Raw genomic sequence first — 22,728 nt, 5'->3', positions numbered from 1 at the left:
GGTTCCGTTCGTCGTCGCTACGATCATCCACAGGGATCTTCCGATCCCTCGAAACGCCTCCTGGCGTTTTATTTTCTGGAGCATCGACCATGCGCGTCTCCGGCGTCAATCAAAGCTACATCACCAGCGTCAGCAACGACCCTTCAACCGATGAGCAGAACGCCGATAGCACCGCGTCCGGTTCAGGCACCGCACAGGGCAGCACCGAACACCACAGCACGCAGGCCACCCACCCGAATGACGCAGGCGGTAACGCGTCTGCGCGCCGCCCGGGCGACGCAGTCAAACACCCGGAGCGATTCGCCAGAAGTGCGGGCGATACCCGCGAGGCGTTGCCGAACGGACAGACCAGCACCGCTCGTCGGCTTGACGTCATGACGAACCACCGCGCGAATTTCCACGCTCGCCAGATTGGGTCTACCGATCGCGACTCAAGCTCATCGCTGGCCGGGGTCATTCCGGCATCAGGGCGAGCCGGCGCCAGAAACGGGTACCCCCTTGGCGCGCTCACATCGACCGCCCTTCCACACGCCGACGAATCCGGCAACCTCGGGTTGCGAGTCAAACGGGGTCCAGCCTTCAGCACATGCATCAAGGATCGTGGCGGCAACGCGTTAGCGCGGAACGCCATTGCAATCGAACGATTCGATCAGGTCGACTATCCGGAGAGCCACGGGCAAGCGAGTGGCGGCCTATGTGAGGGAATGGTTCGGGAAGCCATGCGCCGGGTCGATCTCGCATGGACCGATCAGCAAATGATAGGTGAACATCAGGAGCCACTCACGCCACCGCTAATGTCAGCAGTGCATAACATGCATGCGGAAACCAGTCGCCTGCTCAATACACGGACAGACATGTTCAACCGTATTCAGAACTTCCAGTCTGGTAGAACCGCACTCGGTTTCAACCACTATACGCCGCAGCCATCAGTCAGGTTGCACACCGGGGCCGTGGCGCCCGATACCCGCGTCACCGTGCTCATCAATCGATTGAACCTCTTCCTGCGGCGGCCTAACGACATGGCATACATCCAGTTGTCCCTGGATTCGCCAGAGGGTCGAAGGGATTACGGGCACGCAATTCTCGTCCAGAGAGGTGCGACCCATCACTATTCGATCTTCGATCCCAACAATGGCGCATTCGAATACAGGGACTGGAACAGTACAGCAAATGCGTTGCGCGAGTATATGGACTCCGCCTTCAGAAATCGCAGCCCTTTCGACGATCTGCCCCCCTTCTTAGGAAACAGATATAGACTCACGCCGTTCAAAATGCAGGTGTACTTATCGAATCCGCCGGCAGTCAGGACATCGGAGCGAGTTCTTGAACCGCAACTGGGAGCGCTCGGTTATGGACCGCCCGAGTTCGACTGCGAAAATCTAATCTATCAACAACATGCCGTGTCATCAAACGAAATATCGCTCAAGTCGCTCTTTCCGGACGGCGCGGAGCGAGCCGGCCTCCGCAGTCCGGCCGAAAGCGTGGGAACCTATGTGCTACAGGAAATCGCCGCCGGGACAGCAACAACGCTCAGCGATGCCGCGGGCAACTTACGTTTCTGGCAGAGCAATCAGGAAACACGTGAGCAGACCGTCCTCAATCTGAATAGCGTTCACGAGCAGCACCAGTCGACCTCCACCTTCACTATGGCGAATCACATCCGCCACAGCGGCACGTTCGCTATTACGACAGCGGACTCGCTTGTCAATGATCTGAGAACACACTTTAGCGAGCCGTACGTCGGCGACGGCGGACCGCGCCCTTTGCACAATGACATCGCAGTCATCGATCTGGCGTTGGGGCCTCAAGCCGCCGGAACATCGACGCGAGAAGCGAGTCGTCCGGTCATCGTGCAGCGGCTCAATGTCAATTCTGACGCCGAGCATGATCGCTACGAGCTTTTTGATCCCAATTTCGGCGTGTTTGCGTACGATGGTCTTCAGAATCTGTCGGACACTATAGGTCGCATCTACAACACGGGATATGGCACCGAGGGCGGAATCGCCCATGCCACGACCACGTGGTACGCATCTGAAGCCGGAATCAGGGATCCGGGCGACAGCCTGTCAGAGACACGGCCGTTGTTACCTTCACGAACCGTCACTTTGGACGAAGCAGAAGAAATGGGAGGGCTGGTGCCGGTTGGTCCACTTGTCCCTCCAAGCACGAACCTGTCGGCCGAACCAGTCAACTATCGTCCTTCGCTTCAAAACTATATGGACCATCTCAACACCAAACGCGCAACCGGGCCGTCTTCGAACCGCGATCCGTGGGTTTTGTTTCGGCCGTCAACGGATACACCCAACAAAGTCGCGAAAAGAGGGGGGTTCAATGCCGGACGCACAAGGCTGCGGGACGTCAATCTGCAAATGCACAATTTCGACATCGCCTCGCACGGAGCACAGACGGACAGCGCCGGCTACGTCGGAGCATTCCGACTGCCATCGACCGCCCTCATCCGCCAGCAACGTCAGCCCGCTGATGGCTATATATACGCTATCGCGCCGTCCCTCAACATGGTGGATGTGAACGCAAGCCTCGGCCCACATGCTCTCGCACCGGACAACCAGGAATTTGCCGCCGTTGGGCAAATCGACAACACACAGATAATCGGCTGGTGGCGAACGCAAGACCTGCAAAAAGGGCTTAAGTCGCAGTTCACGCCTAATCCGGTGTTTCGCTGGGACGTGTACAACTGGACACGGACCGCGGGGGCGCAGCCGCAACTGGCCCGCTTCCCGATGAACAGCCCTGCGTGGCAGGAGCCCGCCTACAAGCCGTTCTCGAGACCGGTCATGCAAAATGGCAAGCAGATCGGGCTGGCTCCCAAAGAAGACCCCAACCTGACGCTGGCCAGCTTCTATCTCAATTCCCGGTTGAAAACCCACCAGGCAGCAACACGGCAGGCAGCCGGTGAAGACTATCATGGGCCAATAACCCTTCGCGCTTACGGCGGAGAATGGCCGTACATACTGTATGCGGATGCAAGCGACAACCTTCATGTCTACCGGACATCCTACGCCCAGAGCACAACGGGGAGCATGAAACAATTTGCGCTGAGCAACGACGGCCGTTTCCACTATACAAACAACTACAACAAGGTCTTACTCGTCGGTCACGACGGTTACCTCTACGTGGGCGCGAACCCCGGGAACCCACGTAGCTTGAACGGTGTTTTTCGCTTCGATGGCACCAATCCCTTCCGTCTCCTTCATCTCGAGGACACGAAACATTTGACCGTAGGCAAGGCTGTGTCTACACCGTTTGTCACTGACTACTACGCTGGATACAGATCGGACTGGCAACTGACGGATTCACGCGGCAATAAAGTTACACCGCCCGCATCGAACTACAACAGCTACTATTGGGCAAGCACGGTGGGCAACCGCGCGCAGTTGTACGAGTTCGATCTGAACCCGGATTCCATGTTGCCGCCGGGTACGACTCAATTCGTTACCCATATGCTGGCTGACTTTTTCCAGGGTAGCTTCTCCCAATATCCCAGGCATTTGGACCAGGCCGGCGGGGCCGCTGAAGCAATTGAATGGCTTGCCTCCAAGAATGCCGCCTGGCTGTTCCGGGACGGCTTCTATGCAGTTCCAACAGGCCCGGACCGACTCGAAGTGCGAACACTCGGCGGTAAGCCTGTCTTTCAGGCAACGGTCGATCTGAAAACGGGTCTCGAGTCGTATCGAACCCTCGGTCCTACGTCGAGCGGCTTCCGGATTAACGAGGACGTCTGGAAGGACCTGCAGTTCCGGGAGGACCAACGCCTGGAACTGGAAGACAGGCTGCGGCGTACGTAACCAGACTGCAGCCGGGAAGTTCGTTCGATACCGGGTCTATGCGCGAGCAGCGCTGCGTGCTCACTGGGCTTGCCTTGCTTGCCGGACGGGCTGGCCTACCACGCCTCGCCGTCAACCCGCCACCGCGTGCTGGATCAGCGAGCACCCGCGCTCGGCATCACCCAGCGAAACGTCAGATTGATCCGCTCGCCCGCCACGCGCGGCTCCTTCGGCACCCGATGCCGCCAATCGGCCTGCGTGTTGCCTTTCATTACGAGCAGGCTGCCGCCCTTGAGCGAAAAAGACTGCACGACACCGGTTCTGTTGTGCCGCAAATCAAATGTGCGCGCGACGCCCAGGCTCACGGATGCGATTACCGGCCGGGCGCCGAGTTCGGGCTCGCGGTCCGCGTGCCAGCCCATGCTGTCGGTACCGCTGCGGTAGCGGTTGATCAGCACGCTATTGAAATGCGCGCCGCAAACCGACTCAGCGGCCGACTTCAGTTCGGCAACCGTCGCCGTCCACGGTTGCGGCACGTTGCGAATGCCCGAGTAGACATAAACCGCATCGGGCTCGCCCTGCCAGGCGGTCAGCCGCGGCAGCGGCACGCGGCCTGCGGGCGTGCCCATCATGTCCTGACGCCATTCGACTTCGCCGATGAGTTGCGTCAGCGCCCGCCCCGCCGTTGCGGGCGCCAGCCAATCGGGATACCAGTCGACGTCGGGCGCCGGCAGTGCATCGGAAAAATCCGCGAAGAGATCCGTCATGAGATTGCCTGAGTACGATCGCGCGCTCAAAGCGCGACCGGATGAGAACCCTGGTTATTATGGCGGCAACGACGACAGCGATCACGCACGCACGTTGCGGTTTCATTCGCAGCAGTCGTATCCATTCCTCACACGCAACCTTCAAGGGACACTCAACATGATTCTCTCCGACGAGGCGCTCGCCCAGCTTTTTCGCGAAGCGCGCACGCATAACGGCTGGCAGCCGAAACCCGTCGACGACGCCGTGCTGAGGCAACTCGTCGAACTCGTCCTGCTCGGCCCGACCTCGGCCAATTCGAGTCCGGGCCGCTTCGTCTTCGTCAAAACGCAGGAGGGCAAGGAGAAGCTGCGCCCGGCATTGTCGGCAGGCAATCTCGAGAAGACGATGGCAGCGCCGGTCACGGCGATCGTTGGAATGGACATGGCGTTTTACGAGCATCTGCCGAAGCTGTTTCCGCACGCGGACGCGCGTAGCTGGTTTGCCGGCAACGACAAGGCGATTGCCGACACGGCATTTCGCAATTCGACGCTGCAAGGCGGCTATCTGATTCTCGCCGCCCGCGCGCTCGGCCTGGATACGGGTGCGATGTCCGGTTTCGACGCCGCCAGGATAGACGAAGCTTTCTTTGCCGGCACGACCGTGAAGTCGAACTTTCTGATCAATCTGGGCTATGGCGACCCGTCCAGGCTGTTTCCGCGCAGCCCGCGCCTTGCTTTCGACGAAGCCGCGCGGATCGTCTAGCCTGCGGCCTCCGCTCCGAGCCGCTGCCGAGTCCGCTCAACTGAAGAGGGCCACGTAGAAAACCACGGCGCCGATCAACGCACCAACGAAGCAGAAGCCCTCTTCGGCCTCGTCGCCACCTGACCGAACCCACGCCCCGACGACGCCGAACAGTCCCGCGATACCCAAGGCGACGCATAGCATCACCACGTAGAACAGCGCGCTTTTGCCCAATTCGGAAAAATCGATGTTGCGCACGCCGAAGTACAGGCCGACCGCCATCAGCGATATCACCACTAGCGGCAGCATGACATGGCTACCCTCGTATCCGACGTGGTGCGCATGGTGCGCGTGGCGGAACGGGTTGCCTGATCCGAGCAGTTTCATTTGTGCCTCCTGCCTTCGCCTCTGCCGGCGATAAAACGAACCGCTAGCGGACTGCCAGAGCCTTCTCCGAGGACCTTGCCGTAGCTTTGGTGCAAGCCGGTTCCATTCCAGAATAGTCCACGCCCGAACACAATTCAAAGCCCATTTAATTCGAGCGCAACAGCCGCGCGAACGAGCCAGATACAGCGGCCTGGATGCCGCAATGCAGTAACCTGCAGGCGCCTTTACACGGGCGGCGGATCGCCATGTGAACGGCAAATCTGGCGCGGCCGGCAAGCGATTGCACAACTCGGTAGAATGGGTCGGCTCGTTCGCCCCGGCATTGCCGCAACGCACGAGTAGCGCCGCCCTTCCGCTCTCGTGCCGGCCCCTTCCCGCCCTGATCCTCGCTATGCGCCGCTCATCGTTTCTTGTTCGCATCATCCTGATTGGCATCCTGCTGCACATTTACGTCGGCTTTCGTCTGATTCCGGACATGCCGATCGGCACCGCCGGCCGCTGGCTGTGCGGGTTGTGGCTCGTACTGTCGATCTTTCTCATTCCGCTTGGCATGCTGGCGCGCACGATCAAACAGCAGCCCCTCAGCGACCGGCTTGCGTGGGTCGGTTTGCTGGCGATGGGCTTTTTCTCGTCACTGCTGGTCCTGACTTTCGTGCGCGACCTCGTGCTCGCCTCGCTTCTGACCGTCGACGCGATCTGGCCGAACACCATCGCCATCGCGCACTGGCGGACCGGCTCCGCGGCGGCCGTGCCGTTGCTCGCGCTGCTTTCTACGCTTGTCGGCCTGTTCAACGCCCGCCGTCGCGCGAAGGTGGTGACGATCGAAGTGCCGATCGACGATTTGCCGGCCGCGCTCGACGGCTTCACGATCGTGCAGATCAGCGACATTCACGTTGGGCCGACCATCAAACGCCGCTATGTGGATGCGATCGTCGACGCGGTGAATCGCCTCAAACCGGATCTGATCGCTGTCACCGGAGATATCGTGGACGGCAGCGTGCCGCAATTGACCCGACATACGCAACCGCTGTCACGGTTGAGCGCGCGCCACGGCGCCTTTCTCGTGACCGGCAATCACGAGTATTACGCGGGCGCCAACGCCTGGATCGACGAATTCCGGCGCCTGGGACTGAAGGTCCTGCTCAACGAGCACGTGATCGTGGACCACGACGGCGCACGCGCCGTGATTGCCGGCGTGACCGATTATTCAGCGGGCCATCACGACCCGGCGCACCGCAGCGATCCCGTCGCGGCACTTGCGGGTGCGCCTGGCGACGTGCTGATCAAGGTACTGCTCGCCCATCAGCCGCGTTCTGCGGAAGCCGCGGCAGCAGCCGGCTTCACACTGCAACTCTCGGGGCACACGCACGGCGGCCAGTTCTTCCCGTGGAATTTCTTCGTGCGGTTCCAGCAGCCGTTCACCGCGGGTCTTGCACGGCTGAATGGACTCTGGGTGTACACGAGCCGGGGGACCGGCTACTGGGGACCGCCGAAGCGTCTGGGTGCGCCGTCTGAAATCACGCGCTTGCGCCTCGTGCCCGGCGAGCCCGACTAATGCACCCGACGAGAGCAGACGTTACCGCGGTGGACGTTATCGCGGCGGACGTCACTGCGTGGGCGCCACGGCCACGCTGACCTGCGGCGCGAACGCCACTACCACTTGCATGCCCGGCGTCACGCCGGCGGTCCTGGCCGGATCGCGGCCCTGGATATGGAACACAGAACCGTCCGCGCCTTTGAGCGCCATGATTCCGGAAGCATGGTCAATGGCCTCGACGCGGGCAGTTACCGTCTGAACCGTGTCCGGCTGCCCGGTTTGCGGCGCCGTGACTTGCCCGTCCGCACTGCGCGTAACGGTGATCACGGCATTGCGCATCATGCGGATGTGAACCTTGCCGCCTTGCTTGATCTGCGCAAGATTGCGCGTGTCGGTGACGTTGAACGACGCTTCGCCGCCCTGTGTGTCGAGCACCGTGACCGAATGGTTGGCCTGATCGATCGCCTTCACGAGGCCGTCTGCCTGCAGCGTGCTGCTGCCTTCAAACGGCGCGGGCAAACCTGCGGCGAACGACACGAAGGGAGCAGCGGCGATCAGCGCACCGGCGATGACTCGAAAAGCTTTGATTTTCATACATTCCTCAATTCGGATGAGCGGCGGAAGCGGTGGAAACGTCGGAAGCGGCAACGTTGCGCGGATCGCGACGCACGAGCGAAACCGCGTGTTCCGGGTTATACAGACAGTGTGTTTTCCGGGATGGCCGTCGTCAATCTTCGGAGTCCGTATTTGTGTGGGAATAGTTCCTCAATCAGCACGGAAACTTCCCCAAAGATAGCGTGCAAATCATTCGTCACCGCACCCAATGGCGGCTTGACTTATCTTTGCAGAGACGCCTAAAATCCGCCCAGTTCATTTACCCGGAATCACGATCTTGGACAGTAGCAGTAGTACCCGTCGAGCTTCGATTCGCCCGATCGCCTGATCGGCAAGATTCCCGCGCCAGCCTTTTCCTGTCGCCGTCTTGCCTTCAGGCCGGCGGTGCACGTCGTAGTATCCGCGTAGTACCCGTATCCACTTGTTGCAGTAAAGTCGCAGTGAGCTCCGCATGGCTGAATGCCGTGCCGACCGCCCTTGCCTTCCGGCGCCGCGAGTCTTGCCCGCGCGCCCGATCACGCCTGCTCGCGCCCGCGCCCATCGGGACGGACGCGCCGGTGTCACGCGCAAGGTTCACACTGCGCGAACTCGCGCCTCACCCATGTTGACCGATGACAGTTGAATTCCTCTTGCGGCTTCTCTCCGCCTTCGCCTGCGGCGTCGCGATCGGCTTTGAACGGCAGATGCGTCAGCGCAATGCGGGCTTGCGCACCATCACGCTGGTCGCGAGCGGCGCATGCCTGTTCGTTACGCTCGGCGTGCTGACCGGCAACGGCACGAGCGGCATCACCCAGATCGCCGCGTATGTGGTCTCCGGCGTCGGCTTTCTCGGCGGCGGCGTGATCATGCGCGACAAGGGTTCCATTCAGGGAATCAACACCGCGGCAACCTTGTGGTGCTCGGCCGCGGTGGGTGTGTTGTGCGGCGCGGGGCATTATGGGCCGGCGCTCGCGGGCACCGCCGTCGTGCTGCTGACCAACACCGTGCTGCGTGAAGTCAGCCGTATGATCAACGCGACGCCAGTGTCGAACGCCGACCTGGTCCGCGAATACGTGCTGACGATCGTCTGCCGGGAGGCCGACGAGATTCATATCCGTACAGCCGTCTCCAATTCGATGTATTCGACGCCGCTGTCGTTTCAAAGCCTGACGAGCGAGGACGTCGAAGGTGAGCCAGGCCGTATTCGTGTCACGGCAACCCTGAAGATGCATCCCAAAGATCAGTCGAAGCTCGAACAGATGGCGAGCCGCATCAGCATGGAAAAGAGTGTCTCCAGCGTCAGCTGGACGGCCAGAGAAGCGGAGCCCACGCCCGAGTGAGCGCAGCGCGTAAGTCCCCCGGATTCGTGCGCATCGTCTACACTTAGTCTGCAATAGATTCAGACAATGTTAATTCCGCGTCCTGAATATGGACTGTCCCATAACCTTCGACTAAGCTCTGTCACCGTGAATTTTTCACACTCAACTAGGGAGTCTCGATTATGGAACACGGCATCATTGCATGGCTCATCATCGGCGCGATCGCTGGCTGGCTGGCAGGCGTGCTCGTCAAGGGCGGCGGCTTCGGCCTGATCGTCGACATCATTGTCGGGATTGTCGGCGCGTTCATCGGCGGATGGCTCGCCGGCGTGCTGCATATTTCGCTGGGCGGCGGCTGGCTCGGCTCGATCATCACCGCGGTAATCGGCGCGGTTATTCTATTGTTTCTTATCCGGCTCATCCGGCGAGGTACCTGAACGCCACCTCTGAGGGCTTGCGGCGTCAGGGGCGAATACCCCCTGACGCCGGCTCGACTCAAAACCCGTCCAAACTTAAAGCCCCGCTTCCTGTGCCGGCAACATCGAACCTGTGTCACGCAACCGCGCGTGCCACGCGAAAGCCTGATCCAGTTGATGCGGCGTTTGCCCGCCGCCCTTCAAGGCATCCCTGTAGTAGTCGCGCAGCAGATCGCGATACAGCGGATGCACGCAATTTTCGATGATCAACGTGGCGCGTTCGCGCGGCGCGAGGCCGCGCAAATCGGCAAGGCCCTGCTCGGTCACCACCACGTCCACATCGTGTTCGTTGTGATCGCAATGCGGCACCATCGGCACGATGCTCGAAATGCGGCCAGCCTTTGCCATCGACTTGGTCGCGAAGATCGCACACGACGCGTTGCGCGCGAAGTCGCCCGAACCGCCAATGCCGTTCATCATGTGCGTACCGCCCACGTGGGTCGAATTCACGTTGCCGTAAATGTCGAACTCCAGCGCGGTGTTCAGCGCGATCAGACCAAGCCGGCGAATCACTTCCGGATGGTTGCTGACTTCCTGCGGACGCAACACGAGACGATCGCGATAACGTTCGAGCTCGCTGAACACCTGTGCCTGGCGCGCGGCCGACAACGTGATCGACGCACCGGAGGCGAACGTCACCTTGCCGGCATCCATCAGGTCGAAGGTCGAGTCCTGCAGCACTTCTGAATAAATTTCGAAGGCCTCGAAAGGCGAATCGACGAAACCGGCCAGCACTGCATTGGCGATCGTACCGATGCCCGCCTGCAATGGCGGCAAGTTTCGCGGCATGCGCCCGTGCGACACTTCGTGCTGGAAGAACTCGATCAGATGACCGGCGATCAATTCGGTTTCGGCATCCGCCGGCAGCACCGTGGACGAACTGTCCGGCATGTCGGTGATGACGATCGCCGCGATTTTCTCCGGCGGAATCTCGATCGCCTTCGTGCCGACACGATCTTGCGGGCGCACGATCGGCAGCGGCTCGCGGTGCGGCCGGCGGCCCGGAATCCAGATATCGTGCAGCCCTTCGAGCGCGAGCGACTGTGCAAGATTGATTTCGACGATCACCTTGTCGGCAAGAATCGCAAAGCTGGCCGAATTGCCGACCGAGGTGGTCGGCACAATGCCGCCGGTCTCGGTGATCGCGGCGGCTTCGATAATGGCGATGTCGAGTTTGCCAAGCTGGTTCGCACGCAGCATCTCGACGGTTTCAGACAGATGCTGATCGACGAACATCACTTCGCCGCGATTGATGGCGTCGCGAAGCGTCTTGTCCACCTGGAACGGCAGGCGCCGGGCCAGCACATGCGCCTCGGTCAGCATGCGGTCCACGTCGTGACCGAGCGATGCGCCGGTCATCAGCGTAATGCGCAGCGGCTTGCCTTCCTGACGCGCGCGCTCGGCAAGCGCAACGGGAACGGCTTTGGCGTCGCCCGCTCGGGTGAAACCGCTGGCGCCGACGCGCATGCCGTCCTGAATCAGTAGTGCCGCCTCGGCGGCCGAAGTGATTTTCCCGCGCAGCGCGGCGCAGCGAATCCGGTCTTGGTACATGAAACTCAGTCTCTCCATAATCACCAGTCCGGCCCGTTGATGCGCACGTCTGCGGTGTGCTTCACTCAATGGCCGGATTGTCGCCCCCGCCGCGGCGTCACGACATGACGGCGTCGCGGCCGGGTGCTTCGTCGCGCGTCGATTGTCGCGACAGGTCTTGCACGTGCTTCAGGGTGATGCGTGACGCGGCTTAGCTGCCGAAGTAGATGTTGCAGAAGCTCACCGGTCCGACGCACTCTTCGGCTTTGGCGGCCGGTGCAGCGGCGCGGCCGCGCGTGTCCGCATTGGCGTCGCGTTGCGCGCTCGCCTGGGCGGCCTGCTGTTGCGGGGCGGCGGGAGCCGTTTGTGCCTGAGCGCCGACAGCGGACAAACAGCAGGCGATCAAGGCGATTTTCAACACATTCATTTCGTTCTCCAGGACTTACGATTACTGCGATGCAGTGATGAAACTATATGGTTACCACTCACGCAGATAAACGGGGCCGCCCGGAAGTGATCTTTCCATCCTGAAGAAGGATCGGCGCACAGGACCGATCCGGGCGCGCGGGGGCAATGCCGATGAGTCGATCACGCATGAGTCAGTCAGGCATTAGTCAGCGCGCATGAGTCATGCGCGCATTGAAAGGCGCGTCCTTGTCGAGCAACGCAGTGCGGATGAAATGCAGGTAACTCAGAATGCGCTGCAGGTCATGACGCCTCTCGCGATCGGCATGAACCGCTTGCAGCACGTCCTGCGCAATCCAGGTGGCCGAGCGCACGGATACCAGCGCGCTTCGAAGGGTCCGGCGCCGTCGACGTCAGCGCGCATACCAGCGCTGCGCCGATCACCGCAAGGCCGCCGCTCGGCCAGTCTGTCGTGATCCAGACCAGCCGGCGATCGCCATGACCACAGCCGAGCGGATAAAAGTCGACGCGACGACAAAACTGTTGGTTTTGCTCACGTAACGAACGGTGGTCCGCGGCTGGCTCCCCGGCTTGCTCAGCGTCAGCGATGCATAAGTCCCCGAGTAGCGGCTCCATTCGTCGACGAACCGGTACAGCAGTTCCGCCGCCGTATCGAAGTCCGCCAGCGATTCAGCGGGCGAGGCTTCCAGCGGCCTCCTCGTTTCGCGCATGCGGCGGGGCAGACTCGCCTGAAGGTGCTGCAAGCGGGCCGCCATTCGCGATGCATCGACGGTGGCATCGGGCTGTTGGATCATGAGCGCGGCGAGTTCGCTGAAGTATGGTTTGATCGCCGTGGCGATCGGCGCCGAACCGCTGGCACGCAGACGCTTGAGCAGTTGATGCAGCGCGTGCAGCCGCGTGCAGGCATCCGTGAACTCGCTGTTCAGACGGCCGAGATGCTCGCTGCGTGAGCGCATGGCCGGATCTTCGAAGGCGGCAAAAGTGCGCGTCGCCTCGAAACCGACGATCTCGTCGACGAGATCCGCAAAGCGCCGCTCAAATTGGCCGCGCTGGATGCCGCGATCCAGCACATCGGCGGCGAACGCGGTAAAATTTGCGCATCGAATCTGCAGCGCGTGCCGCAGTGCGAGGCTGGATCGCTGCGGCACGATCAGCGCGCTCACCGCGCTCGAGGACACAATGCCGACCGCCACCGCCACTTCCGCCGCGCGCGTAAGCGCCGCCAGAAACAGGTCGTGAGGCGCCGCGACGTTTAGGATGCTGATCAGCGCAGCGGTGTATCCCGCGAGCACAAAGCCATACCACCTGAAATGCCGAAACCGGACCGCTGCCGCAATACAGGCGCTGACCCAGCCGATCACACCGAGCATGTACAGCTCGGGCTGCTGGACGAACAATGCGCCCAGCACCAATGCAGCGACTGTGCCCGCCGCAGTCCCGAGAATCCGGTAGAAACTCTTGGCGAGCACCATTGCGCTGAACGGCTGCATCAGCACGAACACCGTAGTCATCGCAATGCGCGGTTGCGGCAGATCCAGCAGCATCGCAATGCCCAGCGCCAGCAGACCCGCGGTCACCGTTTTCAACAGATGCAGCCAGATCAGGCCATCGCTATCTGCCCAGTCGGGAACGGCCCGACTGAGTGGTCGCAACATGACGCTCCACTGCCGGCCGGAATCGGCCGTCGGTTCGATCGCATGTTCGCGCTTCATCTGAAAGCAATGCGCCCCGGTTCGTCGCGGAAAGAAGCACCGGCGAGGACTGCTTACTCCGGCAGGCAAGGCGCCGATTGTAGGAGCATGCTATGCGTGCATTAAGAGGACCGGCGCGGAACGTTCCTTCCAAAACGAACAACAATGCGCATCCTGGACAGGCGGACAATACGGCCTCTGCCGTGAAATAGAAGGATCGATGGATACGTTACAAAATATGCGAGTGTTCGTGCGCGTGGTCGAAGCCGGGAGTTTCACCGGTGCCGCGCAGTCGCTCAATTCAACGACCGGCGCAATGTCCCGCGCGGTTTCGGAACTCGAAGCTCATCTGCGGACCCGGTTGCTGAACCGCTCCACGCGACGGCTAGCGCTGACCACTGCGGGCGAGCGTTACCTGACACGATGTCAGCAGATACTTGCAGATGTCAGCACAGCGGAAGAAGAAGCCAGTTGTGCGCATGAGCGCCCGACCGGCGCTTTGAGAATGCATAGCTTTGCCAGCATCGGCCAGCATTACGTGCTGCCGGCTATCTCGCGCTATCGCGCGCTGTATCCGGAGGTGACTGTCGAGCTGACGTTGTCGCAGCGCATGCCTGATCTCTTTGAAGGCAGCGCGGATGTCGCGGTGATCGGCGCTTCCACTTTGCCTAATTCGGATCTCGTGTCGCTTCCGCTTGGAACGACCTTCAGCATCTTGTGCGCTTCGCCGGCGTATGTGCGCGCCCACGGCGCGCCGCAGAAGCCGGCCGATCTGGCACACCACGAATGTCTGATCCTGCATACCCCGGCGTTTCCGCCGCACGACTGGGTGCTCGAAGGGCCGAATGGCTGCGAAACGATGGAGGTGAATGGGCCTGTGCACGTGAACATCGCCGAGTCGCTGATCGTCGCGATTCGCGAAGGAATGGGCATTGGCATGCTGCCGCTCTACGCGGCAATTTCCGGATTACGTGATGGAACGTTAGTGCGCGTGTTGCCGCAATATACCGCGCAGAAGATGAATATTTACGCGCTATATCCGTCGCGTAAGTTCATCGATGCGAAGACCCGGACTTGGGTCGAATTCTTGCGTACGCACCTGCCCAAAGTCATTGCCCGCGACGAAGCATTGCTCGCAGAAGTCGACAAAGCGCAGATTAGCGATGGCGTGATACCCGCTGGCGCAAGCAGCGGCGCGGATATCGCGACGCAGTAAGTCATGAGATGGATCTGACGCCGGGCACCCCTGGCTGTGCGTGGGTACGGCAGCGGTGCGGGTGCAGGAGGGTGGAGTGTCGCGGGTGAATTGCGCCGTGGCGCGGCGGGATGCGGGTAGCGAACCGGGTCAGGTTTTTCGCGGCGGTTTGTAAGCGCGCAGCAAACCCATCTTGACGGGTCGGGTTAGTCGACGATCCCCGTTGGTTGCCAGCGATGCGGCAACAATGCCGAGATGTCGCTGGCCTTGTGGATAGGAAGCCGCGTGAGGATGTCCTTCAGATAGGCGTGCGGGTCATGGCCGTTAAGTTGTGCCGACCTTATCAGGCTCATGATGGCGGCAGCGCGTTGACCCGCCCGTAGCGAGCCGGCAAATAACCAGTTGGCCCTCCCGATGGCCCATGGACGGATCTGGTTTTCTACCCAGTTGTTATCTATTGGCACGTGTCCGTCGTCGAGATAACGCGTGAGCGCCTCCCAACGCTTGAGACTGTAATCCAGCGCTTTTGCAATCGCTGAACCTTCCGAAACCAGCTTGCGCTGCGCCACCATCCATTCGTAAAGTGCGTCGCACAATGGTTTGGCCCGGCTCTGCCGCAGTTTGCGCCGTTCCTCTGCATCGAGCACTGCAGCGTCGCGCTCGATATCGTAAAGCGCAGCGAAGAATGGCATGGCCTGTCCGGCAACCTGACTGCTGTGATTGGCATGCAGGTCGAAGAACTTGCGCCGTGCGTGCGCAGCGCATCCGATTTCAGTGATGCCCTGCTGGAAGCCAGCCTTGTAGCCGCCGTAATCGTCGCACACCAGTTTGCCCTGCCAGTCAGCGAGGAACGCACGGGCATGTTCGCCTGCACGGCTGACGGCGAAGTCGTAGACCACAGCGCGAAGCTCGCTGAAGTGCGTGGGTGTATACGCCCACAGGTACGCCCGGTGTGTCTTCCCTTTACCGGGACTGAGCATCTGCACCGGTGTCTCATCCGCGTGCAGCACGCCCTGCTGCAGGAGTTCCTGATGGAGCGCGTCGACCAGTGGCTGCAACTGTGCGCCGCACGTGCCAACCCACGCACCCAATGTCGATCGCGGTATCGCCAGACCCGCCCGCGCAAAGATCTGTTCCTGACGATACAGCGGAAGGTGATCCGCATATTTGGCGACCAGCACCGAGGCCAGCAGTCCCGTAGTCGGGATACCCTTGTCGATGACGTGTGCGGGCACCGGCGCCTGAATCAGCGTTTCACAGTTCTTGCACACCCACTTGCCACGGATATGTCGCTCTACTGCAAAGACACCGGGCGTGTAGTCCAGCTTCTCGCTTATGTCCTCACCGATTCGCACGCGCTCGCAGCCACAGTGACACAGGATGCTGTCCGGTTCGTGGTGGATCTCCGTGCGCGGCAGTTGCGCTGGCAGCGATGTGCGCTTCGGTTGCTGGGTTGACTGGTCGGCGGGCGCTTGTGGCTGAAGCTGCTCGAGCTCCAGTTCGATGGCGGCCAGATCGGCGTCGATTGCTTCGTCCAGCAGGCTCATCTGCTCGCTGGTGAACTGTTCGCTACGCCGGCCAAACTGCTGGCGTTTGAGGATGGATATCTCGTGGCTTAACTGCTCGATACGCGTCTGCCGGTAATGCAGTTCGCGTTCGTTCTCTTCGACCTCCCGCGTCTTCTCCTCAATCTCCCGGTCCCTGTCCTGCACCTGGGCAATCAGCTGCGCGGCAAGGGCGCGTAACTGTTCCGGGCTAAGGGCGTTGAGGTCGGCGGGCAGGGTCATGCAAACCAGTCTGCCAGAACCCCAGGCACCGTGGAAGCGCAACTGTTTACGTCCCTGTTGGCCTCATACGACGCGGATCACACCATTCGGGCCGATGCGCTGCCACGGCAAGCCCACCACCAGAGCGGCGAGCTGTTCCTGCGTGAGTGCATGTTGCTTCGGCTCGCTGCCAGCGTGAGGCCAGGCGAACTGTCCCTCGTTCAAACGTCGCGCTGCCAGCCATATCCCGATTCCGTCGTGAACCAGCACCTTCAGGCGATTGGCCCGCCGGTTGGCAAAGAGGTAAGCATGGTGCGGATGCGCAGCGCCGAACACCTTGACCACACGCGCCAGTGCGGTGTCGAAGCCCGCACGCATATCCAGCGGCTCGACTGCCAGCCACACTTCATCAATGCGGATCACGCGAGCCACTCCCGCAGCCAGGCGGCGCATTGCGCCGCCTCTGATGTCGGCCAGCTAACCGTAATCGACTGGTCCGCGCGACGAACTTCCACGCGGATCTCAGCCGCACGCGCGGTCCGCGTCTCCAGAGGAAGCGGAACGAACGCCGGTGCCGCTACTGATGGTGCTGATATGTCGCCACGCGCCACCAGCACGCAATCGTTCCTTTCGGCCTGCTCTACCCAACGTCGCAGCAGATTCGCGTTCAGCTTGTGGTGCAATGCGATGGCCGCGAGCGACACCCCGGGGCCTTGGCAAGCCGCCACCACCTGGGCTTTGAACTCGACGCTATAGCGCCGGCGTCGACGACGGCCAAGTGGCGCTTCTTCTTCGATAGTGTTCACGTGTCCACCTATTCAAGTGGATACGATGCTCCCAAGACCCTCCACGCAACTCAAGACGGGATGGCCGTGCGCTTACGGCGGTTTTGCGCGCTGCTTCTGTTCTGGATGGTGTGGGCGGTAAACGCAGAAACCCCACCTGTGTTGGGGTGGGGTTTCTGATGCTGCTTGGGAGCCTGACGATGACCTACTTTCACACGGGTAATCCGCACTATCATCGGCGTGGAGTCGTTTCACGGTCCTGTTCGGGATGGGAAGGGGTGGGACCGACTCGCTATGATCATCAGGCATGACTTGTTGCCGCGCTGGATTTCGGGCCAGCGAGGCCAATCGGGAAGAAGTAGTTTCTGGTGATGCTCACCAGGGGTGGAGCGTGGGGTTGTGTTGTTTCTGCTGGCACAACACGGATCACTCAACCGTGCGTGTCCTGTTTCCCCTGTGGGGATAAGACACACCTGTTATAGGATCAAGCCTTACGGGCAATTAGTATCAGTTAGCTTAACGCATTACTGCGCTTCCACACCTGACCTATCAACGTCCTGGTCTTGAACGACCCTTCAAGGGGCTCGAAGCCCCGGGGATATCTCATCTTAAGGCGAGTTTCCCGCTTAGATGCTTTCAGCGGTTATCTCTTCCGAACATAGCTACCCGGCGATGCCACTGGCGTGACAACCGGTACACCAGAGGTTCGTCCACTCCGGTCCTCTCGTACTAGGAGCAGCCCCCTTCAAATATCCAGCGCCCACGGCAGATAGGGACCAAACTGTCTCACGACGTTTTAAACCCAGCTCACGTACCTCTTTAAATGGCGAACAGCCATACCCTTGGGACCGGCTACAGCCCCAGGATGAGATGAGCCGACATCGAGGTGCCAAACACCGCCGTCGATATGAACTCTTGGGCGGTATCAGCCTGTTATCCCCAGAGTACCTTTTATCCGTTGAGCGATGGCCCTTCCATACAGAACCACCGGATCACTATGACCTGCTTTCGCACCTGCTCGACTTGTCGGTCTCGCAGTTAAGCACGCTTATGCCATTGCACTATCAGCACGATTTCCGACCGTACCTAGCGTACCTTCGTACTCCTCCGTTACACTTTGGGAGGAGACCGCCCCAGTCAAACTGCCTACCATGCACTGTCCCCGGTCCGGATAACGGACCAAGGTTAGAACCTCAAACAGACCAGGGTGGTATTTCAAGGTCGGCTCCACGCAGACTGGCGTCCACGCTTCAAAGCCTCCCACCTATCCTACACAGACCGGTTCAAAGTCCAATGCAAAGCTACAGTAAAGGTTCATGGGGTCTTTCCGTCTAGCCGCGGGGAGATTGCATCATCACAAACACTTCAACTTCGCTGAGTCTCGGGAGGAGACAGTGTGGCCATCGTTACGCCATTCGTGCAGGTCGGAACTTACCCGACAAGGAATTTCGCTACCTTAGGACCGTTATAGTTACGGCCGCCGTTTACCGGGACTTCAATCAGGAGCTTGCACCCCATCATTTAATCTTCCGGCACCGGGCAGGCGTCACACCCTATACGTCCACTTTCGTGTTTGCAGAGTGCTGTGTTTTTATTAAACAGTCGCAGCCACCAGTTTATTGCAACCCCTTCACCCTTCTGGCGCAGGCCAGTCAGGCTACAGGGGCGTACCTTATCCCGAAGTTACGGTACCAATTTGCCGAGTTCCTTCTCCCGAGTTCTCTCAAGCGCCTTAGAATACTCATCTCGCCCACCTGTGTCGGTTTGCGGTACGGTCTTGTTAAACTGAAGCTTAGAGGCTTTTCCTGGAACCACTTCCGATTGCTTCTTCACCGAAGTGAATGGCCTCGCACCCTTGAATCCTGCGCCCGGATTTGCCAAAGCGCCTTCTCCAATGCAAGGACCGGGACTTCCAACACCCGGACAACCTTCCGCGATCCGTCCCCCCATCGCATTTAACAATGGTGCAGGAATATTAACCTGCTTCCCATCAGCTACGCATTTCTGCCTCGCCTTAGGGGCCGACTCACCCTACGCCGATGAACGTTGCGTAGGAAACCTTGGGCTTACGGCGAGGGGGCCTTTCACCCCCTTTATCGCTACTCATGTCAGCATTCGCACTTCCGATACCTCCAGCACACTTTTCAATGCACCTTCGCAGGCTTACGGAACGCTCTCCTACCATGCATATAAATATGCATCCGCAGCTTCGGTATATTGCTTAGCCCCGTTACATCTTCCGCGCAGGACGACTCGATCAGTGAGCTATTACGCTTTCTTTAAAGGATGGCTGCTTCTAAGCCAACCTCCTGACTGTTTTAGCCTTCCCACTTCGTTTCCCACTTAGCAATATTTGGGGACCTTAGCTGGCGGTCTGGGTTGTTTCCCTCTTGACACCGGACGTTAGCACCCGATGTCTGTCTCCCGTGATTGCACTCTTCGGTATTCGGAGTTTGCTATGGCGTAGTAATCCGCAATGGACCCCACAACCATGACAGTGCTCTACCCCCGAAGGTGATACACGAGGCACTACCTAAATAGTTTTCGGAGAGAACCAGCTATTTCCAGGTTTGTTTAGCCTTTCACCCCTATCCACAGCTCATCCCCTAACTTTTCAACGTTAGTGGGTTCGGACCTCCAGTACGTGTTACCGCACCTTCATCCTGGCCATGGATAGATCACCTGGTTTCGGGTCTACACCCAGCGACTGAATCGCCCTGTTCGGACTCGCTTTCGCTACGCCTGCCCTAATCGGTTAAGCTTGCCACTGAATGTAAGTCGCTGACCCATTATACAAAAGGTACGCCGTCACCCTCTTTCAAAGGCTCCGACTGTTTGTATGCATGCGGTTTCAGGATCTGTTTCACTCCCCTCCCGGGGTTCTTTTCGCCTTTCCCTCACGGTACTGGTTCACTATCGGTCGATCACGAGTATTTAGCCTTGGAGGATGGTCCCCCCATCTTCAGACAGGATTTCACGTGTCCCGCCCTACTTCTCGCATACCTAGTTCTTCCATGATGTTTTCGTCTACAGGGCTATCACCTGCTATGGCAGCACTTTCCAGAGCTTTCGACTAACACTACGGATAAAGAATGCAGGCTGGTCCCATTTCGCTCGCCACTACTCTGGGAATCTCGGTTGATTTCTTTTCCTGCGGTTACTTAGATGTTTCAGTTCACCGCGTTCGCTTCACGCAGCCTATGGATTCAGCTACGGATGACCCATACGGGCCGGGTTTCCCCATTCGGATATCGGAGGATCAAAGCTCGTTTGCCAGCTCCCCTCCGCTTTTCGCAGGCTACCGCGTCCTTCATCGCCTGTGATCGCCAAGGCATCCACCACATGCACTTGTTCGCTTGACCCTATAACGGGTGTGTCTCTCGATACACACGCTACAGGTTGAGTATTCGTGTTGCGCCGTATTCCAAAGCAATCTTTCGATCACCTTTTCATACATTGATACAATCACAACCCTGATTCACCTACTCGCACACCCATCTCTAAGTATGCTTTCGTGAATCTCCTTACTACTTCTTCCTGATTGTTAAAGAACGACAGCCGATATCACGGTTGCTATAACCATGTATCACTCTGACTGGCTCAATCGCCAATGCACAACGCTCTGCTTCTTTCACAGAACGCTACGCATTGAGGATTGGTGGAGGATGACGGGATCGAACCGACGACCCCCTGCTTGCAAAGCAGGTGCTCTCCCAGCTGAGCTAATCCCCCAGTCATGCACACACCAGATCCGCCCTGCCCCCTTCGGGGGTGGGATGCCCGTAAGCGCTTAAGCGCCAACGATCATCGACATGGTGGGTCTGGATGGATTCGAACCATCGACCCCCGCCTTATCAAGACGGTGCTCTAACCGGCTGAGCTACAGACCCCTGAGTCTGTCTGCGTTTCTGTCTTTAATTCACAGCCGATAAGCGTGAGCGCTCAACGCTTGACACGTTAGCTCGGGAAAGGAGGTGATCCAGCCGCACCTTCCGATACGGCTACCTTGTTACGACTTCACCCCAGTCATGAATCCTACCGTGGTGACCGTCCTCCTTGCGGTTAGACTAGCCACTTCTGGTAAAACCCACTCCCATGGTGTGACGGGCGGTGTGTACAAGACCCGGGAACGTATTCACCGCGGCATGCTGATCCGCGATTACTAGCGATTCCAGCTTCACGCACCCGAGTTGCAGAGTGCGATCCGGACTACGATCGGTTTTCTGGGATTGGCTCCCCCTCGCGGGTTGGCGACCCTCTGTTCCGACCATTGTATGACGTGTGAAGCCCTACCCATAAGGGCCATGAGGACTTGACGTCATCCCCACCTTCCTCCGGTTTGTCACCGGCAGTCTCCCTGGAGTGCTCTTGCGTAGCAACTAGGGACAAGGGTTGCGCTCGTTGCGGGACTTAACCCAACATCTCACGACACGAGCTGACGACAGCCATGCAGCACCTGTGTTATGGCTCCCTTTCGGGCACATCCACCTCTCAGCAGACTTCCATACATGTCAAGGGTAGGTAAGGTTTTTCGCGTTGCATCGAATTAATCCACATCATCCACCGCTTGTGCGGGTCCCCGTCAATTCCTTTGAGTTTTAATCTTGCGACCGTACTCCCCAGGCGGTCAACTTCACGCGTTAGCTACGTTACCAAGTCAATGAAGACCCGACAACTAGTTGACATCGTTTAGGGCGTGGACTACCAGGGTATCTAATCCTGTTTGCTCCCCACGCTTTCGTGCATGAGCGTCAGTATTGGCCCAGGGGGCTGCCTTCGCCATCGGTATTCCTCCACATCTCTACGCATTTCACTGCTACACGTGGAATTCTACCCCCCTCTGCCATACTCTAGCCCGCCAGTCACAAATGCAGTTCCCAGGTTAAGCCCGGGGATTTCACATCTGTCTTAGCGAACCGCCTGCGCACGCTTTACGCCCAGTAATTCCGATTAACGCTTGCACCCTACGTATTACCGCGGCTGCTGGCACGTAGTTAGCCGGTGCTTATTCTTCCGGTACCGTCATCCCCCCACCGTATTAGGGCAGAGGTTTTCTTTCCGGACAAAAGTGCTTTACAACCCGAAGGCCTTCTTCACACACGCGGCATTGCTGGATCAGGCTTGCGCCCATTGTCCAAAATTCCCCACTGCTGCCTCCCGTAGGAGTCTGGGCCGTGTCTCAGTCCCAGTGTGGCTGGTCGTCCTCTCAGACCAGCTACAGATCGTCGCCTTGGTAGGCCTTTACCCCACCAACCAGCTAATCTGCCATCGGCCGCCCCTGTAGCGCGAGGTCCGAAGATCCCCCGCTTTCCTCCGCAGAGCGTATGCGGTATTAATCCGGCTTTCGCCGGGCTATCCCCCACTACAGGACACGTTCCGATGTATTACTCACCCGTTCGCCACTCGCCACCAGGGTTGCCCCCGTGCTGCCGTTCGACTTGCATGTGTAAGGCATGCCGCCAGCGTTCAATCTGAGCCAGGATCAAACTCTTCAGTTCAAACCTGTTACTGTTTTTCGGGCTCTTTCGAGCCCGGTCGCTCACTCAACGTACTGACGAATGATCCAACCATCTTGCGACAGTCAAACCTTCCTTTCATTACTGTGTGAGACCTGATACTTCCGCTTTACGGCAGATCCCGGAAGATCCACCCCGCATCGCGCATCAAGCGCCCACACTTATCGGCTGTTAATTTTTAAAGATCGGGTCCGCATTCACCACCAAACCGCCACCGGAAAACCTCAACAACT

At 59.4% G+C, this 22,728-nt stretch carries 15 protein-coding genes, 2 tRNA genes, 3 rRNA genes and 1 pseudogene; 6 read left to right on the top strand and 15 right to left on the bottom strand.

What is annotated here, in order from left to right; all coding sequences use genetic code 11:
* Nucleotides 1-89: 89 nt before the first annotated feature.
* Complete coding sequence (locus BXE_RS43445; RefSeq protein WP_011491463.1) at nt 90-3,806, top strand: enterotoxin A family protein; 3,717 nt, start codon at nt 90-92, stop codon at nt 3,804-3,806.
* 134 nt (nt 3,807-3,940) lie between these two features.
* Here the strand turns inward: BXE_RS43445 and BXE_RS27845 are convergent, their stop codons facing one another.
* Nucleotides 3,941-4,552 (bottom strand): alpha-ketoglutarate-dependent dioxygenase AlkB family protein, encoded by a 612-nt coding sequence (locus tag BXE_RS27845; protein ID WP_011491462.1) that lies wholly within the window; start codon nt 4,550-4,552, stop codon nt 3,941-3,943.
* 157 nt (nt 4,553-4,709) lie between these two features.
* Between BXE_RS27845 and BXE_RS27840 the strand changes: the two genes are divergently transcribed.
* Nucleotides 4,710-5,294, top strand: coding sequence for a malonic semialdehyde reductase (locus BXE_RS27840; protein WP_011491461.1), 585 nt, complete (start codon nt 4,710-4,712; stop codon nt 5,292-5,294).
* A gap of 36 nt (nt 5,295-5,330) precedes the next feature.
* Here BXE_RS27840 and BXE_RS27835 read toward each other — a convergent pair whose 3' ends face one another.
* The gene (locus BXE_RS27835; protein ID WP_011491460.1) at nt 5,331-5,660 is read right to left on the bottom strand and encodes a hypothetical protein; all 330 of its coding nucleotides are present in this window, start codon (nt 5,658-5,660) and stop codon (nt 5,331-5,333) included.
* A 391-nt stretch (nt 5,661-6,051) separates the two neighbouring features.
* On the opposite strand from BXE_RS27835, the gene BXE_RS27830 reads away from it, so the two are divergent.
* Nucleotides 6,052-7,215 (top strand): metallophosphoesterase, encoded by a 1,164-nt coding sequence (locus tag BXE_RS27830; protein WP_011491459.1) that lies wholly within the window; start codon nt 6,052-6,054, stop codon nt 7,213-7,215.
* 51 nt (nt 7,216-7,266) lie between these two features.
* Here the strand turns inward: BXE_RS27830 and BXE_RS27825 are convergent, their stop codons facing one another.
* Nucleotides 7,267-7,791, bottom strand: coding sequence for a hypothetical protein (locus BXE_RS27825; protein ID WP_011491458.1), 525 nt, complete (start codon nt 7,789-7,791; stop codon nt 7,267-7,269).
* A gap of 632 nt (nt 7,792-8,423) precedes the next feature.
* Between BXE_RS27825 and BXE_RS27820 the strand changes: the two genes are divergently transcribed.
* Both BXE_RS27820 and BXE_RS27815 read left to right on the top strand, forming a co-directional pair.
* Complete coding sequence (locus BXE_RS27820) at nt 8,424-9,131, top strand: MgtC/SapB family protein (RefSeq protein WP_011491456.1); 708 nt, start codon at nt 8,424-8,426, stop codon at nt 9,129-9,131.
* 161 nt (nt 9,132-9,292) lie between these two features.
* Nucleotides 9,293-9,547 (top strand): GlsB/YeaQ/YmgE family stress response membrane protein, encoded by a 255-nt coding sequence (locus BXE_RS27815; protein ID WP_011491455.1) that lies wholly within the window; start codon nt 9,293-9,295, stop codon nt 9,545-9,547.
* 75 nt (nt 9,548-9,622) lie between these two features.
* Here the strand turns inward: BXE_RS27815 and BXE_RS27810 are convergent, their stop codons facing one another.
* The 4 genes and pseudogenes from BXE_RS27810 to BXE_RS27800 form a co-directional block, all read right to left on the bottom strand.
* The gene (locus BXE_RS27810) at nt 9,623-11,137 is read right to left on the bottom strand and encodes an acetyl-CoA hydrolase/transferase family protein (protein ID WP_011491454.1); all 1,515 of its coding nucleotides are present in this window, start codon (nt 11,135-11,137) and stop codon (nt 9,623-9,625) included.
* A 190-nt stretch (nt 11,138-11,327) separates the two neighbouring features.
* Nucleotides 11,328-11,543: a hypothetical protein gene (locus BXE_RS27805; RefSeq protein WP_011491453.1), complete on the bottom strand. Its 216-nt coding sequence runs from the start codon at nt 11,541-11,543 to the stop codon at nt 11,328-11,330.
* 187 nt (nt 11,544-11,730) lie between these two features.
* Nucleotides 11,731-11,895, bottom strand: a complete 165-nt coding sequence (locus BXE_RS47350; protein ID WP_233518967.1) for a hypothetical protein — start codon at nt 11,893-11,895, stop codon at nt 11,731-11,733.
* A pseudogene (locus tag BXE_RS27800) lies at nt 11,885-13,254 on the bottom strand (FUSC family protein); the annotation flags it as partial. The pseudogene BXE_RS27800 and the gene BXE_RS47350, both read right to left, overlap by 11 nt.
* A 199-nt stretch (nt 13,255-13,453) precedes the next feature.
* Here BXE_RS27800 and BXE_RS27795 point away from each other — a divergent pair.
* Nucleotides 13,454-14,449 carry a LysR family transcriptional regulator gene (locus tag BXE_RS27795; RefSeq protein WP_011491450.1) on the top strand — a complete coding sequence of 332 codons (996 nt, stop codon included), beginning with the start codon at nt 13,454-13,456 and terminating at the stop codon, nt 14,447-14,449.
* Nucleotides 14,450-14,634: 185 nt separating this feature from the next.
* Here BXE_RS27795 and tnpC read toward each other — a convergent pair whose 3' ends face one another.
* The 8 genes from tnpC to BXE_RS27755 form a co-directional block, all read right to left on the bottom strand.
* Complete coding sequence (gene tnpC, locus BXE_RS27790; protein WP_038456920.1) at nt 14,635-16,215, bottom strand: IS66 family transposase; 1,581 nt, start codon at nt 16,213-16,215, stop codon at nt 14,635-14,637.
* A gap of 63 nt (nt 16,216-16,278) precedes the next feature.
* Nucleotides 16,279-16,617, bottom strand: coding sequence for an IS66 family insertion sequence element accessory protein TnpB (gene tnpB / locus BXE_RS27785; RefSeq protein WP_011488195.1), 339 nt, complete (start codon nt 16,615-16,617; stop codon nt 16,279-16,281).
* Complete coding sequence (gene tnpA, locus BXE_RS27780) at nt 16,614-17,000, bottom strand: IS66-like element accessory protein TnpA (protein ID WP_011488194.1); 387 nt, start codon at nt 16,998-17,000, stop codon at nt 16,614-16,616. The genes tnpB and tnpA overlap by 4 nt, the downstream gene beginning before the upstream one ends.
* Before the next feature lie 171 nt (nt 17,001-17,171).
* A 5S ribosomal RNA gene (gene rrf, locus BXE_RS27775) occupies nt 17,172-17,285 on the bottom strand.
* Between the two features lie 174 nt (nt 17,286-17,459).
* Nucleotides 17,460-20,341: ribosomal RNA gene (locus tag BXE_RS27770) — 23S ribosomal RNA — on the bottom strand.
* A 294-nt stretch (nt 20,342-20,635) separates the two neighbouring features.
* Nucleotides 20,636-20,711: transfer RNA gene (locus BXE_RS27765), tRNA-Ala, on the bottom strand.
* Nucleotides 20,712-20,792: 81 nt separating this feature from the next.
* A tRNA-Ile gene (locus BXE_RS27760) sits at nt 20,793-20,869 on the bottom strand.
* A 77-nt stretch (nt 20,870-20,946) separates the two neighbouring features.
* A 16S ribosomal RNA gene (locus BXE_RS27755) occupies nt 20,947-22,477 on the bottom strand.
* The 16S, 23S and 5S rRNA genes sit together here with 2 tRNA genes alongside, the layout of an rRNA operon.
* Between the last annotated feature and the right edge of the window lie 251 nt (nt 22,478-22,728).

Source organism: Paraburkholderia xenovorans LB400, from assembly GCF_000013645.1.
In the GTDB taxonomy this organism is placed as follows: Bacteria; Pseudomonadota; Gammaproteobacteria; order Burkholderiales; family Burkholderiaceae; genus Paraburkholderia; species Paraburkholderia xenovorans.
Note: the sequence above shows the minus strand (reverse complement) of the source record. Positions and strands in the feature narration are given on the sequence as shown.